Annotated in this window: 9 protein-coding genes; 6 read left to right on the forward strand and 3 right to left on the reverse strand. The window is 57.9% G+C overall.

Going from position 1 to position 14554, the window contains the following annotated elements; translation table 11 throughout:
* Positions 1-7: 7 nt before the first annotated feature.
* Positions 8-2311, forward strand: coding sequence for a putative bifunctional diguanylate cyclase/phosphodiesterase (locus PG883_RS13435; RefSeq protein ID WP_050498260.1), 2304 nt, complete (start codon positions 8-10; stop codon positions 2309-2311).
* Here the strand turns inward: PG883_RS13435 and rep are convergent.
* On the reverse strand, positions 2298-4310 hold the full coding sequence (gene rep / locus PG883_RS13440) for a DNA helicase Rep (protein WP_043155654.1): 2013 nt from the start codon (positions 4308-4310) through the stop codon (positions 2298-2300). The genes PG883_RS13435 and rep overlap by 14 nt on opposite strands.
* 165 nt (positions 4311-4475) lie before the next feature.
* Here rep and PG883_RS13445 point away from each other — a divergent pair, with 165 nt between their 5' ends.
* Both PG883_RS13445 and PG883_RS13450 read left to right on the forward strand, forming a co-directional pair.
* Positions 4476-5696, forward strand: a complete 1221-nt coding sequence (locus PG883_RS13445) for an aminotransferase class V-fold PLP-dependent enzyme (RefSeq protein ID WP_270807303.1) — start codon at positions 4476-4478, stop codon at positions 5694-5696.
* A 12-nt stretch (positions 5697-5708) separates the two neighbouring features.
* Positions 5709-6143 carry a SufE family protein gene (locus PG883_RS13450; protein WP_201985760.1) on the forward strand — a complete coding sequence of 145 codons (435 nt, stop codon included), beginning with the start codon at positions 5709-5711 and terminating at the stop codon, positions 6141-6143.
* Between the two features lie 21 nt (positions 6144-6164).
* Here the strand turns inward: PG883_RS13450 and tcdA are convergent, their stop codons facing one another.
* A complete protein-coding gene (gene tcdA, locus PG883_RS13455; RefSeq protein ID WP_109112201.1) occupies positions 6165-7001 on the reverse strand; it encodes a tRNA cyclic N6-threonylcarbamoyladenosine(37) synthase TcdA in 837 nt (278 codons plus the stop codon).
* A gap of 428 nt (positions 7002-7429) precedes the next feature.
* On the opposite strand from tcdA, the gene PG883_RS13460 reads away from it, so the two are divergent.
* From PG883_RS13460 to PG883_RS13470, 3 genes are all read left to right on the forward strand, one after another.
* Entirely contained in the window at positions 7430-8035 is a 606-nt protein-coding gene (locus PG883_RS13460) for a hypothetical protein (RefSeq protein WP_201964338.1), read from the forward strand.
* 106 nt (positions 8036-8141) lie between these two features.
* Positions 8142-10262: a hypothetical protein gene (locus tag PG883_RS13465; RefSeq protein ID WP_235465564.1), complete on the forward strand. Its 2121-nt coding sequence runs from the start codon at positions 8142-8144 to the stop codon at positions 10260-10262.
* Positions 10247-13609 carry a tyrosine-type recombinase/integrase gene (locus tag PG883_RS13470; RefSeq protein WP_201964336.1) on the forward strand — a complete coding sequence of 1121 codons (3363 nt, stop codon included), beginning with the start codon at positions 10247-10249 and terminating at the stop codon, positions 13607-13609. Before PG883_RS13465 ends, PG883_RS13470 begins: the two co-directional genes overlap by 16 nt.
* 104 nt (positions 13610-13713) lie before the next feature.
* Here the strand turns inward: PG883_RS13470 and PG883_RS13475 are convergent, their stop codons facing one another.
* Complete coding sequence (locus PG883_RS13475; RefSeq protein ID WP_158657400.1) at positions 13714-13869, reverse strand: hypothetical protein; 156 nt, start codon at positions 13867-13869, stop codon at positions 13714-13716.
* Positions 13870-14554 lie beyond the last annotated feature (685 nt).

Below are 14554 nucleotides of genomic sequence, written 5' to 3' on the forward strand. Positions count from 1 at the left end.
GTGTTGCATGTCAGTTCAGCCCACCACACCGCCAGACTCGCATTCCTTGCTGGCGGTCGTCTCCTCCATCATGGATTTCCCCGCCCCCGGCATTGCCTCCCCCGAGGATTACGCCCGACTGGTCGGTCTGCTGGACACACTCTGCCCTCTGCAACATTTCGCCATGCTGGGGTTGGCCGACGGGGGGCTGAACTGGCGCTACACCTATCAGCTTCCCGACGTGTTCAAGCAACAATTGGGACGGGAAGAACCTCGCCTCACCGAACAGCTCACCCGGCTCGATGAAGGTCAGGGCTGGTGCGTGCAGCCTGTGGAGCATATCGACGTGCAGTGGTTGCTGGCACGCAGCACCCCGGATCAGGCACCCACCCTGAGGTTGCTGTTGGAGTGCCTGGCCAAACGCCTGCACGAAACCCAGACCGGTACCCAGCTGGCGGGGCAGGCTTCCCCTCTCATGCAGCGGGATCCCCAGTGGCAGGAGAAAATCGAGAAGATCGGCCGAGTCATGCGCCTGGCTCACAACCTGCCTCAGCATGCCCTGTTTGCCCAGTTGGAAGCTGTGTTGCGCCAGATGCTCTCGGTAAGCGACATGTTGCTGATCCGGCTGGAAAACCAGCGACTGGAGCGACTCTATCCACCACACCTGACATACGACGATGACATCATTCGGGCCATGTGCCACAGCACCAACAGCGTAGAGCGCCATGAAGAGGGACTTTACTGGTACAGCCTGCCCCTGCGCCAGCAGCAGCAATACTTTGCCCACCTCATCCTCAACATGACCCGGCCTCTGGAAACCGATGACAGGCTGTTCCTCGATTTCCTGCGCCATCAGCTGACCCTGTTGCTGGAGCTCAAAAGGGTGCGACAGCAACTCGATGAGCTCAACTCGGAGGAGTCCATCAACCAGCGACTCCAACAGCTGCGCCAAACCAACTTGAGGTTGCAGAAACGGCTCAAGCATCATCAGGAGCTGGAGCGGCGGCTCCAGTTCAATGCCCTGCACGACCCGCTGACCCAGCTGCCAAACCGGGCGCTGCTGATGAATCACCTGCATCATGCCATGACCCGCTACCGCCGTTACCAGACAGCCGGCTTCACCCTGATTTTCGTCGATGTGGATCACTTCAAGCAGGTCAATGACGCCCTGGGCCACAGTGCCGGCGATCAGTTGCTGCAGGAGCTGGGCAGCAGGCTGCAAGGCTGCATCCGGCAAAATGACATGGTGGCGAGGCTCGGAGGGGACGAATTCGTCATCTATCTGGACAACAGCCAGCGGGAAGAGGACATCAGCCCCGTGCTCAATCGCCTGATTGGCCGTATCGGCCATCCGTTCCGGCTCCAGGGCAACGAACTGACCATCACCGTCAGTCTGGGGGTCGCCAGCGTGACGGAGCAAACGGCCGATGTCAGTGAACTGCTGCACCAGGCAGACCTCGCCATGTACCAGGCCAAGCGCAACGGCCGCAGCCGCATCGTCATGTATTCGGAGGCCTGTACCGAACAGGCGGGGTCACCGGAAGAGCGGCTCTTCAGAGCCTTGCGGGAAGGGCGGATTGTGCCCTACTTCCAGCCAGTGATCAGGCTGTGTGACAGCCGCCTGGTCGGACTGGAGGTGATGGCGCGCTGGATAACGGAGGAAGGGGAGCTCAAGGATGCATTCGACTTCATTCCTCTGGCGGAACAGTGCGGCCTCATTCAGGATCTGGACCGCCAGATCCTCAAGCGCACCTGCCAGCAACTGAAGCTTTGGCAACCCGCCTCCGGGGTCGGTCGTTTCAGGATAGCCATCAACCTCTCCGGCAAGCACCTGGCCAGCCACGAGCAGATCATGCAACTGCTCACCATCATGGAGGAGGAGGGTGTCATCCCCGCATGTTTCATCTTTGAGTTCAACGAACGCGAGCTCTCCCGGCAGAGTGCCGACTCCCTCACAGCCTTGCATGAACTGAGGGCGAAAGGGATCCAGGTCAGCCTGGATGACTTCGGCACCGGCTTCTCTTCCCTCAACGCCCTGTTTCACTTCCCGGTGGATTACATCAAGGTGGACGACAGCTTCACCCATCGCATGTTGAACTCACCCAAGGATCTGGCGCTTATCCGTGCCATGCGGGACATCTGCCAGGACCTCGACTTCACCCTGGTGGTCGAGGGGATCGAAAATCAGCAACAGTTGCAAAAGCTCATCGAGCTTGGCTGCGCCCTCGGGCAGGGGCGCCACATCTCCCCCCCGCTGCCGGGAGCCGATATTCCCCCCCTGCTGGGTCAGGCCGCCCGAGAGGCCAAGCCTTCCGGCCTCAATCCTTCTTGAACAGGGCCCGCAGGTTGGCGACACCAACCTGCCCCTTCTGCTGGCGCTCCTCTGCCGTCACCTTCTTCTGGTTTTCCCACTCCAGGTCATCCTGGGGCAGCTCCAGCAGGAAGCGACTCGGCTCCGGCCGCACCGACTCGCCAAACTGGCGACGCTCCTTGCAGAGGGTAAAGGTCAGCTCGGTCTGGGCCCGGGTAATCCCCACGTAGGCGAGGCGTCGCTCCTCCTCCACGTTGTCCTCGTCGATGCTGGTCTGGTGCGGCAGTAACCCCTCCTCCATGCCCACCATGTAGACATAGGGAAACTCCAGTCCCTTGGAGGCGTGCAATGTCATCAGCTGCACCTGATCCGCCTCATCCTCCCCTTCGTTGCGCTCCATCATGTCCCGCAGGGTGAGGCGAGTCACCACCTGAGCAAGCGTCATCGACTCCTCCAGCTCATCCCCCTCCAGCATCTCGCTGATCCAGCGATAAAGGGTGGAGACGTTTTGCATCCGCATCTCCGCCGCCTTCGGACTGGGGGAGGTCTCATAGAGCCACTCCTCATAGTGGATCTCCTTGATCATGTCCCGCACCGCCTCCACCGGATTGCCGCGCAGCGCCTGATCGCCAAGCCGTACCAGCCAGTTGGTGAAGGCCTGCAAGGCGGATAGACCGCGCCCGGAGAGGTGTTGCTCCAGCCCCAGCTCGAAGCTGGCGGCAAACAGGCTCTTGCCGCGCTGGTTGGCGTACTGGCCCAGTTTTTCGAGGGTGGTGGGGCCTATCTCGCGGCGCGGCAGATTCACCACCCGCAGGAAGGCAGTGTCCTCGTCCGGGTTCACCAGCAGCTTGAGGTAGGCCATGATGTCCTTGATCTCGGTGCGGGAGAAAAACGAGGTGCCCCCCGAGATGCGGTAGGGGATACGGTTGGTCATCAGCGCCTTCTCGAAGATGCGCGACTGATGGTTGCCCCGGTAGAGGATGGCGTAGTCCTTGAAGCGGGTACGATTCATGAACTTGTGGCCCATCAGCTCGGCGGCGATGCGCTCCGCCTCATGCTCCTCGTTCTTGGCAAACAGCACCTTGAGTTTCACCCCCTCGTCCAGCTCGGAGAAGAGCGCCTTGTCGTAGACGTGAGGGTTATTGGCGATCAGGATGTTGGCGCACTTGAGGATGCGCCGCTTGGAGCGGTAGTTCTGCTCCAGCTTGATGAGCCGCAGATTGGGGAAATCCTCGTTCAGCAGCACCAGGTTCTGCGGCTTTGCCCCGCGCCAGGAGTAGATGGACTGGTCATCATCCCCCACCACGGTGAAGCGGGCCCGCTCGCCGACAATCTGCTTCACCAGCTCGTACTGGCTGGTGTTGGTGTCCTGGTATTCGTCGACCAGCAGGTAGCGGATCTTGTTTTGCCAGCGCTCGCGTACCTCCTGGTTGCTCTTGAGCAGCAGGGTCGGCATCACGATGAGGTCGTCGAAATCCAGGGCGTTGTAGGCCACCATCTGGCGGTGATAACGCTCGTAGAGCTGGGCCATCAGCACCTCTTCCGGCCCGCGGGCGATGCGCATGGCTCTGGCCGGCAGGATGAGGTCGTTCTTCCAGTTGGAGATCTGGCTGATGAGGGCCGAGAGCTTGTCCTTGTCGTTGTCGAGTTCGGCTTCCGTCAGCTCTTTGAGCAGGGCCAACTGATCGGTATCGTCGAACAGGGAGAAGTTCGCTTTCAGATTCAGGCTCTTGTGCTCGCGGCGAATTATCTCGAGCCCCAGGGTATGGAAGGTGGAGACCATCAGCCCCCGCGCCTCCTTGCGGCCCAGGGTCTGTCCGACCCGCTCCTTCATCTCTCGCGCCGCCTTGTTGGTAAAGGTGACGGCAGCGATGTTGCGCGCATTGTAGCCGCACTGCTGCACCAGATAGGCGATCTTGTTGGTGATGACGCGGGTCTTGCCCGATCCGGCACCCGCCAGCACCAGGCAAGGGCCGGAGACATACTTGACCGCTTCGTTCTGATTGGGGTTGAGCTTCATGGGCCGGATCTCTTGGCTTATGATGAGGGGCGGCATTGTAACAGAAATCACTCGGCCAGCCCCATCGAGCAATACCTCACCGGATGCCTTGTGTTCGGCGGCGGTTTTCAGGATCATGACCGACTTTTCGAGATGATGACTACTTTTCCAGACAGTGAGGGGAGCATGAACCAGCAACAGCACGACCGGCTGCGCAGCCAGTTTCCGGCCTTGGCGCAGGAGGTCAACGGCCACCCGCTGGTCTATCTGGACAATGCCGCCACCACCCAGAAGCCGCAAGCCGTGCTGGATGCGATCAATCACTACTACCGGGCCGACAACGCCAACGTGCACCGTGCCGCCCACGCCCTGAGCGGCCGGGCCACCCGCGCCTTCGAAGATGCCCGCGAGACGGTTGCCCGCTTTATCAATGCCCCTCGCAGCCACGAGGTGATCTGGACCCGTGGCACCACGGAGGCGATCAACCTGGTGGCCCAGAGCTGGGGAATGAGCGAGTTCAAGGCGGGAGACGAAATCATCCTCAGCACCCTGGAACACCATGCCAATATCGTCCCCTGGCAGCTGATCGCCCAACGCACCGGCGCCGTGATCCGGGTCGTCCCCCTCGATGAGCGGGGTGATCTCGACATGGCCGCCTATCTGGCCATGCTGGGACCACGTACCCGACTGGTGAGCGTGGCTCACGTCTCCAATGCCCTTGGCACCGTCAATCCAGTCAAAGAGATGGTGGCAGCGGCCAAGGCGGTCGGGGCCCTGAGCCTCATCGACGGTGCCCAGGCAGTGGCTCACCTGGAGGTAGATGTGCAGGCCATCGGCTGCGACTTCTACGCCTTCTCCGGCCACAAGCTCTACGGCCCGACCGGTATCGGCGTGCTGTGGGGGCGCACCGAACTGCTGGAGCGGATGCCGCCCTGGCAGGCCGGCGGCGAGATGATCGATAGAGTCAGCTTCAGCGGCACCACCTTCAACATCCTGCCCTTCAAATTCGAGGCAGGCACCCCCCATATTGCTGGCGCCATCGGCCTGGCCGCAGCCATCGGCTTTGTGATGGAGCAGGACAAGGATTCATTGGCCAGCCATGAAGCGGTGCTGACCGACTATCTGGTTGCCGGACTGCAACAGATGCCAGGGCTGCGTCTGGTCGGCGAACCCGGTCAGCGCGCCGGCGCGGTCTCCTTTCTGCTGGACGACATCCACCCGCAAGATGCCGCCACCCTGCTCGACATGCAGGGCATAGCCCTGCGGGTCGGCCATCACTGCGCCATGCCGCTGATGGAATCTCTTGGTGTCGGCGGCACGATGCGCGCCTCGCTGGCCTGCTACAACAATCGGGACGATGTCGACGCCCTGCTGGCCGCCCTGCACAAACTCCGTGACTTCTTCTAAGGCAGACACCCGATGAACAGCCTCGCAACCTACACCCGGATAGGCGTTGAGCCCGACGCAAATAGTATCCGTCAGCAGTTTGCGGCAGCAAACGGCTGGGAGAACCAGTACCGACTCATCATCCAGCTCGGCAAGCTGCTACCCACCTTGCCAGCAGAGTGGCAGCAGGAGGCATTTCGCCTTAAGGGATGTGAAAGCCAGGCCTGGCTGAAGGGGGAAAAGAGCAAGGATGGTTGCTGGCACTTTGCCTGTGATTCCGATGCCCGCATCGTGCGCGGTCTTATCGTCATCGTGCTGGCGGCACTCAATCATCAGAGTGCCGACGCTATCCAAGCTTTTGATATGGATGCCTATTTCAGCGAATTGGGGCTCGAGAAACACCTGAGCCCGTCGCGAGGCAACGGGCTCAGGGCAATCGTGTTGGCAATCCGGGAGCAGGCTGCCTAACCCACCTTGTACAGTGGTCGATCAGGCTTCGCCAATCGACCCTGCGTCTTCATTTCCAGCCTCTTTCTCGGCGCGGGCTCCCCGCTCGGCAATCTTCTTCAATACCCGGGACGCGGCAACCAAGCCAAAGGTGGCCGTCACCGGCGTCACGGCACCGAAGCCGGAGGCGCAATCCATCTTCATATTGCCGTCGCTGGCCGCCTTGGCCTGGCAGGTGCCGCCATTGCCATCCGGATAACTCAGCTGCTCGGTTGAGAAGACACACTCCACCCCGAATTTGCGCGCCGGATTCTTGCTGAAGTTGTGCAGTCGGCGCAGGTCGGAGCGCACCTTGGCGGCCAGCGGATCCTGAATGGTCTTGGCCAGGTCGGCCACGGTGATCTGGGTCGGGTCCATCTGCCCGCCGGCACCGCCCGCCACGATCACCGGGATCTTGTTGCGCTTGCAGAAGGCAATCAGCGCCACCTTGGCCTTGACCGAGTCGATGGCATCCACCACATAGTCAAACTCCCGCTTGATATGCTCGCCCAGGTTGTCGGCGGTGACGAAGTCATCCACCTCGATCACCTCGCAATCCGGGTTGATGGCACGGATGCGCTCGGCCATCACCTCCGTCTTGAGACGGCCGACCGTGCCCTGCATGGCATGGATCTGGCGATTGGTGTTGGTGATGCAGATATCATCCATGTCGATCAGAGTGATCTGGTTGATGCCGGCCCGAGCCAGCGCCTCGGCCGCCCAGGAGCCGACGCCACCGATCCCGACCACGCAGACTTTCGCCTGGCTGAAGGAGCCAAGGGCACGCTGGCCATAAAGACGGGCTATGCCCCCGAATCGCTGTAGATACTCTGCTTTCATACCACCACCTTGCTTGAGGGCGGCCATTATAGCGGCAACCTCCGTCAGGGGCGATGATCGGATGATGGCGATGTTGATGTAAGGGGAAATAAGTGCTGTCTCGGGAACGAAAAAAAGCCCAGTCGTTAGACTGGGCTTCTTGAGTAGTGGCGGAGCGGACGGGACTCGAACCCGCGACCCCCGGCGTGACAGGCCGTTCCAGCCAGATTATCTCTATTTCACTTATGTGGCATTAAATGTAATTAATTGTTTTTTAATGACAATTACCTTTGACATTCGGTTTTACCATTAAGAACAATTTACGCCACATACGTGGTCACGGTCACAAAATCTCGATATTTTAATGATCAATATTTGATCACGAATTTGCGGGGCGTTAGTCTCAAAATAGGCCAATCACCATTTTGAGGTGTCTGATGAGTGAGCCGATGACCCTATCCCGCGCTGATCCGACTCTCCGTTTCTCTATCCATCCGCTCGCCCACGCAGCGTATCAGTGGATCCTCACCTACCCCCGTCTCGTCTCTTGGAAAAACCTGCCCGGCGGTCTGACCAGCCAACTGCTCAGACAACCGTTACAGGGCGTCATGTTGTACCAGCAGGGTAAAAACAAAAAGATGCGCCCAACGGAATTTCTGCTGTTTTCACCGCTGTGGCCGGCGCTGTACTGGGAGGCTCCCTATCCGCCGGAGGGCACGCTGCTCATTCATAACACCCCATCCCACGTCTCCAACGATGCCGACATTGAACAACAGGCGTGGGCCAGCGCCCTCAGCCTGCTCGTTATGAGCATCGACAGCAGAGAGCTCGCCGCTTTGCGAGAGAGTTTTCAGGCCCAACTGCCCCGGCATATGGCACAGTATTTTTTCGACAAGTCGCAGGTGAGCGATGCCGACCTTTGCCTATGGACGGGGTGTAGCCGGGGCACGCTGGTCCAGCAACGCCGACGAGCGGTCAGCGACACTCCGGTCGCCAACCCCTTCGCTGATCCGATTGCGCAACTCAATACAGACTGGAGTCCGAACCATGGATGAGAGCCCCCCCTTGGATCGGGAACGTTACCACAGACGGCTGTGCCACCTGTCCCATGTGGTATGCCCCAGGCTTCTACCGGCCCCATTGCGCTTGACCACCTTCGCGATGCTCAAGTGGCTGATGGGAAACATGCCAGATGATTACTGGCACCGTTACGGAGATTTGGAACGCTGGGCTAGCCATCCACGCTATCGGGTGAACCCCAGTGCTCTTAACATAAAAACCCCATTTGAGGCTTGTCACTACCTCAGGCGACAGCAATTACTGACCGAGTGCGGATTCGCCGCTGCGATCAATATCACTTCCCCCTTGTCTTGGTCAGATGACGATCACGCTCACTATCGACGTTACCAGCAACTGGTCATCGTGAGTTGTCTACAGTTACACCTCATCGGTGATCATGACTCCGCCATCGAAAACGCGCTGCGGGAGATCCGTCTGATCGCTACCGAAGCACGGCACACACCGGTGCTGCAAGAACTGCCGGATATGGCGGCTCACCCAGATCTGGCGACACTCATCACGACGCTACGTGCCAACCGCCAACACGCGCTATCGCCGCTCATCGAGCGAGGGCTAGGTTTTCTGTGTGTGGTCATCTACGATGCCTATCGCCTAGCAAAAGGCATCACTCGCTATCGCAGATCAAAGAAACTGCCCGTCGCCGAGCACTATGTCCAATTGATTCAGCTAGAAAAAACTGATGACACTGACATCGTGATCGAAGAGCTAGTTATGCGACCAGGGCCTAATGGAGAGCCGATCGATGAGCCGCCTTTCGCTCTTGATACCAAGACCGTGCGCATCCACGACCCCAGCTCTCCGCACCGCTCACCATTTTTACGCGCCGAATTGAACAGGCGAGTCACCGAACAACTGGCAGTGCGTCAGCTGTCACTTCCGTGTAGCTTCGAGCAGGCCAGTGATTGGGATATCGAGCATCTAGTGAGGGATGCAGTCAACGAGGGTGACCCTGCTGGAGGTTGGTTATTGCTAGCTCTCGTATGCGGCGGTATCCCTGGCGGTCTGGCAACAGGCCGTAGTTTGCAGGTCATAAAAGAGCGCCTCTGCCTCGTTATTGAACACAAGGTACCAGCTAGTACACTGGATGAACGACTGCATGCTCTGCTGCCCCCCACCCACTCACGTGTCGTTCTGCCGCTCCCAACGGTGTTACAACATTTGGCTGTCAATGCACCGCCCCCGAGCGAACAGTTGTTGAAAAAGTACCTTGCGCTTATCAACGAACGCCACCAAACCCGGTTAACCCTGGGGCGAGTCACTCGTTATCTGGAGCACTGGTATATCAACCAGGGCTTCGATCTGATGCAGGTGGCGCTCGTCCGGGGTCAGGACTACAAGAAGCGACCGGCTCTGGCGTACAGCAATACCCCCACCGACCAGGTGACCAAGCACCATCGAGCCTATCTACAGTTTTTGTTTAACTTGGCGGGACTGGATGCGGGTCTGCCGCCAGCCCGTAGCATCCCTGCCACGGTTGGCAGTAGTCTGCTCCTGCCGGGCAAGGTGCTGCATAACCTGTTTAACCGGCTGTTAATACCGCCACCGGCCCCCAAGCGTGATGCAGTCCTTGAGGAGGTGGCCAGCTTTCACAATCACTACCTTTGCTACGTGTGGGCACTGCTCACGTTTGTAACTGGTCACCGGGATGTGACTGCTCCACTGGGATCGCTCGCTGACTACAACCCCATCACGCGTACATGGTGGATAAGCGATAAAGAGATCCGTAATGGGCTGGCGGCTCGGACCTTGGTGATCCCTGTCACCGCCGCTCGCCAGGTCGCATTTTACCAAGCCCATCTACATGCCCTGGGTCAACGCTACCGACTCCTGCATCGCGAGCTGGCACAGCGCTGCGATGCCGCACTTGATGGCAGCAAAAATCTGCTGTTTTTCATCCTTCATGACAGTCAGGGTCATCTGCTGCCTCAGGATCCCACACCCAGCAACCTCAATCAGCAACTGGGTAACCGGCTGCCGATCCAACACAACTGGGCTCGCCACCACCTACGCAGCGTCCTGCTGCGCAGCGAACTGGCACCGTCAGTGATCGATGGCTGGATGGGGCACGAGGAGATCGGCGAGTCGATATTCGGTCGCCACAGTTGCCTGTCCATCCAGACTCTGCAACACGTTGCCGACCTCATTGAAGCACATTTGAATTTTCACCAGATTGAGGCAAGGGCAGGATGGCAAATCCTCTGATCCTATCACCGCGGCGCCGTGAGCTGATGGTACAACTTGGCCGAGATAAGCGCCGACAGGACCGTAAAGATGAGGCCGAAGTGGTGATCACCCAGGCCATCAAGATCTTTCGTCATCATCTGCCAGAGATGTTGGAAGAATCTCCCTGTGCCGACCGATTTGAACGGTTGTGGCCAGACATTGATGCCCAGCTGCGGCAAGATCTAAAGACCCTGCACGCCTACCGCTTTGCCTACTCGGTTATCTGCCAGAAACTGGAGATGGGGAACCGGCAGGGAATCTGGTGCATTGCGATCCCCCCTCCTTACTTGACTGTGCGACGCCCTCACCCATTTCGCTCCGAGCATTGGCACCAAGCGACTATCACTATGGCCAACGCAGCTCATACTTGGCGTACCACATTGAGTGAACCGACCCAAGATCCCGACCGGTTATTCGCCCGTTTGCTCGTCTGCGGAATCCTCTATGGCGGGCTCAATCGCCCCTATTTGTGGCTCGCCATGGGGCGTGCATTGCTCGAAATCCAGCCGCTGTCCGGTAATCATGAACTAACTTGGATCACCCTAACCCTCGAGCCTGGCGAGCTTCCCAGTAACAGCTATTACCGTCATGACGAACACGATGGCAATGCAGAACACAACGAGATACACCAGACAGGTATACGGGCCATCACCCAAGTGAATTACATGCCTGACCCAATCAGCCTCGGTATATTGCGGCAGTTGCTCAAACATCGCCCCGCAACTTGGTGCCCTCCAACCAAACAGGCAGAGTGCCTTGGATTGTTGCAAAAGGAATTGGGAGCAGAGATCAGCCAGCAAGCGCTCTGCAGAGGAGCCATCGGCTTAACCGAACATCAGCTTGGTACTGAACTCCCGCAGGTACTGCTGGAATATGCAGCAGGACGAACCCCAAGTGCATCCCTCCCTCTCGCATACTGGCACCGGCTGCTCCAACCTCGCCTGTACCCAGCCAACCAGGACACCTATCAGAAATTTAACTCTCTAGAAAGCGTGGCGAAATGGCCAATGGCAAGCACCAGCCAGCCATCGCAAAAACCCTATCTGCTAGATGAATTAAGAGCGATTTTTCGACAAGACCCAGCCGCGCCCAAGGGCCCGAAAACCATCATCACGGAACTCGATGCTCTTGGGAACACGAGTGCCCTTACGCTCAGCGAACAAGTGCTAGTCAGCTGGTTGCTGTCATTGCTTCTGACACGCCGTTTGGCCCCGTCGACTGCTCAGCGCTACCTCGAAAGCATCGGCAAGGAGTGGTTATCGATGACCGCACAACTACCGCTTGCAAGCTACGATGGCATCGATTTTACCGAACTCTATCACAGCATTCTTAACCGCCCACGCAGCCAATATCAGCGTGACTTCATGGCAGGCCGCCTTCAGGACATGCATGTCTTCGCCGTCGAGGCGTTTGATATGGCAGCGCTACCAGAATCACTTGCAACCGGCGAGAAGAAAATCCCCCATGTCAGCGCAGCCATAGTCGATGAGCCCCTCTTTGCCGGTTTGCTGGCACAGGTCGATTGCTTCATCGATACCGACGTTACTCTGCGGATGATGCTTAAATCCTTTCTTATCATGGCCTATCGCACCGGTTTGCGCCCCGGAGAACTCGCCAAGTTGCGGCTAATGGATGTTGAGCCCTCCCCCATCGGGTGGCTTTTTGTCCGCAACAACCGCCACGGTCATAACAAGACCGATGCGGCACTGCGCAAAGTACCACTTTACCCCATGCTCACCGGCAATGAGCGCGATCTCCTCAAACGCTATATTGGCGAGCGACGGATGCAGGCGGATAGCAACAAGGAGTTGCTGTTCCACGCTGCGGGCAATCCCCACGAGCGGGTCAACCTGCAACAGATATCCCTGATGGTCAGGTCTGTACTCTACCAACTCAGTGGCGGCCTTCATTATCGACTCTACCACCTGCGTCACAGCTGTTTTTCTCGGATGCAGTTGCTGCTGCACCACGATCTGGTGTCCTTGCCAGACATTGTCCAGCGAGCCTTGTTGCCCTACCCCGACACACAACGCGAGGAGATTGTCCGCCTGATCGCAGGCCAGCATCGCCTGCGGGATCGCTATATGGCGCTCGCAGTGATGGCTGGGCACAGCAGTCCCGAGATCACACTGAATCACTACCTGCACTTCACCGACCTGTTACTTGGCTGCCACCTAGCATGCAACCAAACCCCGCTCTCCAGGCAAGAGAGCCAATATCTGTTTGGTATATCGACCCACAAGCAACGCACACTAGACTGCGAACAGGAAAAACCAACGCCCCTGACCCCGGCTAAGCTGATGCCCCACCTACTGAAAAGGCTGGGAGCCTATCAGGCAACACCACCGCGCCAAGTGCGGCAAGGCATCAAGGCGAAAACCCTCGCCGATGCAAACCGAGCCAGTCATTACGTGCAGAGTGAAGCCGTCCTCAAGCATCTTGAAAAAGGAAAGGATCTACGGGAGATAGCCAGCCAATTTGGCTTGAGCGCAGAGTTGCTGGCGACTTGGCATGCGAGCGCAATCGAACTAGGCAATCTGGTGACACAAAAAGCCCGCTCACGGTTGATTCCCCGCAACCGGCAGCGACAACTGCTCCCGGCTGAACTCGGCACAACCGCAGAGAAACATGCACTGGCTGACGTCTTGACAGTCTGCCAAGCCATGAGAAAGAGACCCAAACAGATGGCCGAGTTCAGGTGGGCCATCCGCTATTGCCTGACCAACTCAAACAGCTCCCATGCCGGGATCAAATTCACCTCTCCAAAAATCTTCCGCCGCTTTATGACCTTTGTCAGCAAGTTATATCCCTGGTCTCAGTGGCGACTTGATCTCCACGTGCCCCAAGATAAACCTGCCAAACGCTGGCACCTTCATCCAGCGCTGGCCGTCGAGCGCAGCACGCTGCGCAAAGTGCAGCAGTTTCCCCAAGGCTATGCCTACTTATACCTAAACCACCCCAAGGAGGAATTATGCCAGGCGGGCCATTCATCACCGATGTTGCGCTATCTGTTTCATCGCTTTGCCATAATCCTATTCAAGGCGACCAGCATCCGCCGCTGGCAAATTGGCGATTCACAAAATCTGCAACGCATCGCAAAACTGGCCGACACCAATCCAATGACGTACGAGGTACTGATGGAAATTGACAGGATGAGCCGTGACATGACGCGCTATGAAATGGCGCTATGTGGGTCATTATTCCATGAGGCTCTACAGAGGGCTGATGAGGATGTTTACAGGGATGTCGTAGAGCAACTAAATGAAGAAGGCCGTCAACGCGCCGCCGAATGGTCTGTTGCTCAGGATGAACCCCGATGGGATTAGCCAAGCAAACTCTTTCTGGCGCGGCTCTGAAAAGTGGGGGTCATCCCCGCCCATTGAGCCCACCCCTCTCACGGGCTGAGCTCAAATTCCCTAACCAATTGGTTTCAGGATCCTGCCCCACTCTTTTCATCGAAATTATTGGGTGTCTGGGTTGTCTGTTTTTTCAGCTTTCTGCCCTCAAGGTAGAGATATCCAGCAGCAAAGGCGATCAGCTCCATGGCTAGAAAGAAGATACTGAGAGTGACGATGCTCGAGCTCATACATGCTCCTTGTTGCATAAATTGCATATTCCGGTCGAAAATGAACACCTATTCCGGTTTAAAATGAACGCTGATTCCGGCTTGCGTGTACACCGATTCCGGACACCTCAGTGCACGTACTCTGATGTCAGATGAACCGTCCTGTTCCAACGTCTTGGATCCACAACTGCCGCGCTGCGCTTGGCTGCTGGCTTGTTCAGTGAGTCGAAAAGATGCCTCCCCTCAAAGCTCAGCTTCTGCTCGAAGAATCCCTGTCCGCATACTTTCCGGAAATGGTGTTCACAGATTCCGGAATCACTGTTCAACTTCACCGGAATACGCATAAATCAAACAGGATAGTCTCTGAACCCCAAGGGATGCTGAAAGTATCCTGCCGATATGCAGTCCCTGCAAGTTGCCCAAGGCGCCGCAAACAGTCGGGCGCTGTGGCCCTCTCGGCACATCCTGCTGTCAACGGCAGTCAGAGCTTCGAGATCTCAGTCCAACCGTTTGTAGACCTGATCGCCATAAGGCGATTTGACAAACCAGTAATAGGCCGGGACCTCGGTGAAAGCCCGTCGCCAGTTGTGTACATCCTGTCTCTTGATCAGATCTTGATCCCCTGCGCCATCAGATCCTTGGCGGCAAGAAAGCCATCCAGTTTACTTTGCAGGGCTTCCCAACCTTCCCAGAGGGCGCCCCAGCT

Source organism: Aeromonas sp. QDB25 (assembly GCF_027707725.1).
GTDB lineage: Bacteria > Pseudomonadota > Gammaproteobacteria > Enterobacterales > Aeromonadaceae > Aeromonas > Aeromonas caviae.

Bases quoted from the DNA above. Each gene is read 5' to 3' on its own strand.
- PG883_RS13465 (WP_235465564.1), top strand. From the start codon at position 8,142: ATGCTCAAGTGGCTGATGGGAAACATGCCAGATGATTACTGGCACCGT.
- PG883_RS13460 (WP_201964338.1), top strand. From the start codon at position 7,430: ATGACCCTATCCCGCGCTGATCCGACTCTCCGTTTCTCTATCCATCCG.
- PG883_RS13450 (WP_201985760.1), top strand. From the start codon at position 5,709: ATGAACAGCCTCGCAACCTACACCCGGATAGGCGTTGAGCCCGACGCA.
- PG883_RS13470 (WP_201964336.1), top strand. From the start codon at position 10,247: ATGGCAAATCCTCTGATCCTATCACCGCGGCGCCGTGAGCTGATGGTA.
- PG883_RS13435 (WP_050498260.1), top strand. From the start codon at position 8: ATGTCAGTTCAGCCCACCACACCGCCAGACTCGCATTCCTTGCTGGCG.
- tcdA (WP_109112201.1), bottom strand. From the start codon at position 7,001: ATGAAAGCAGAGTATCTACAGCGATTCGGGGGCATAGCCCGTCTTTAT.
- PG883_RS13445 (WP_270807303.1), top strand. From the start codon at position 4,476: ATGAACCAGCAACAGCACGACCGGCTGCGCAGCCAGTTTCCGGCCTTG.
- rep (WP_043155654.1), bottom strand. From the start codon at position 4,310: ATGAAGCTCAACCCCAATCAGAACGAAGCGGTCAAGTATGTCTCCGGC.
- PG883_RS13475 (WP_158657400.1), bottom strand. From the start codon at position 13,869: ATGAGCTCGAGCATCGTCACTCTCAGTATCTTCTTTCTAGCCATGGAG.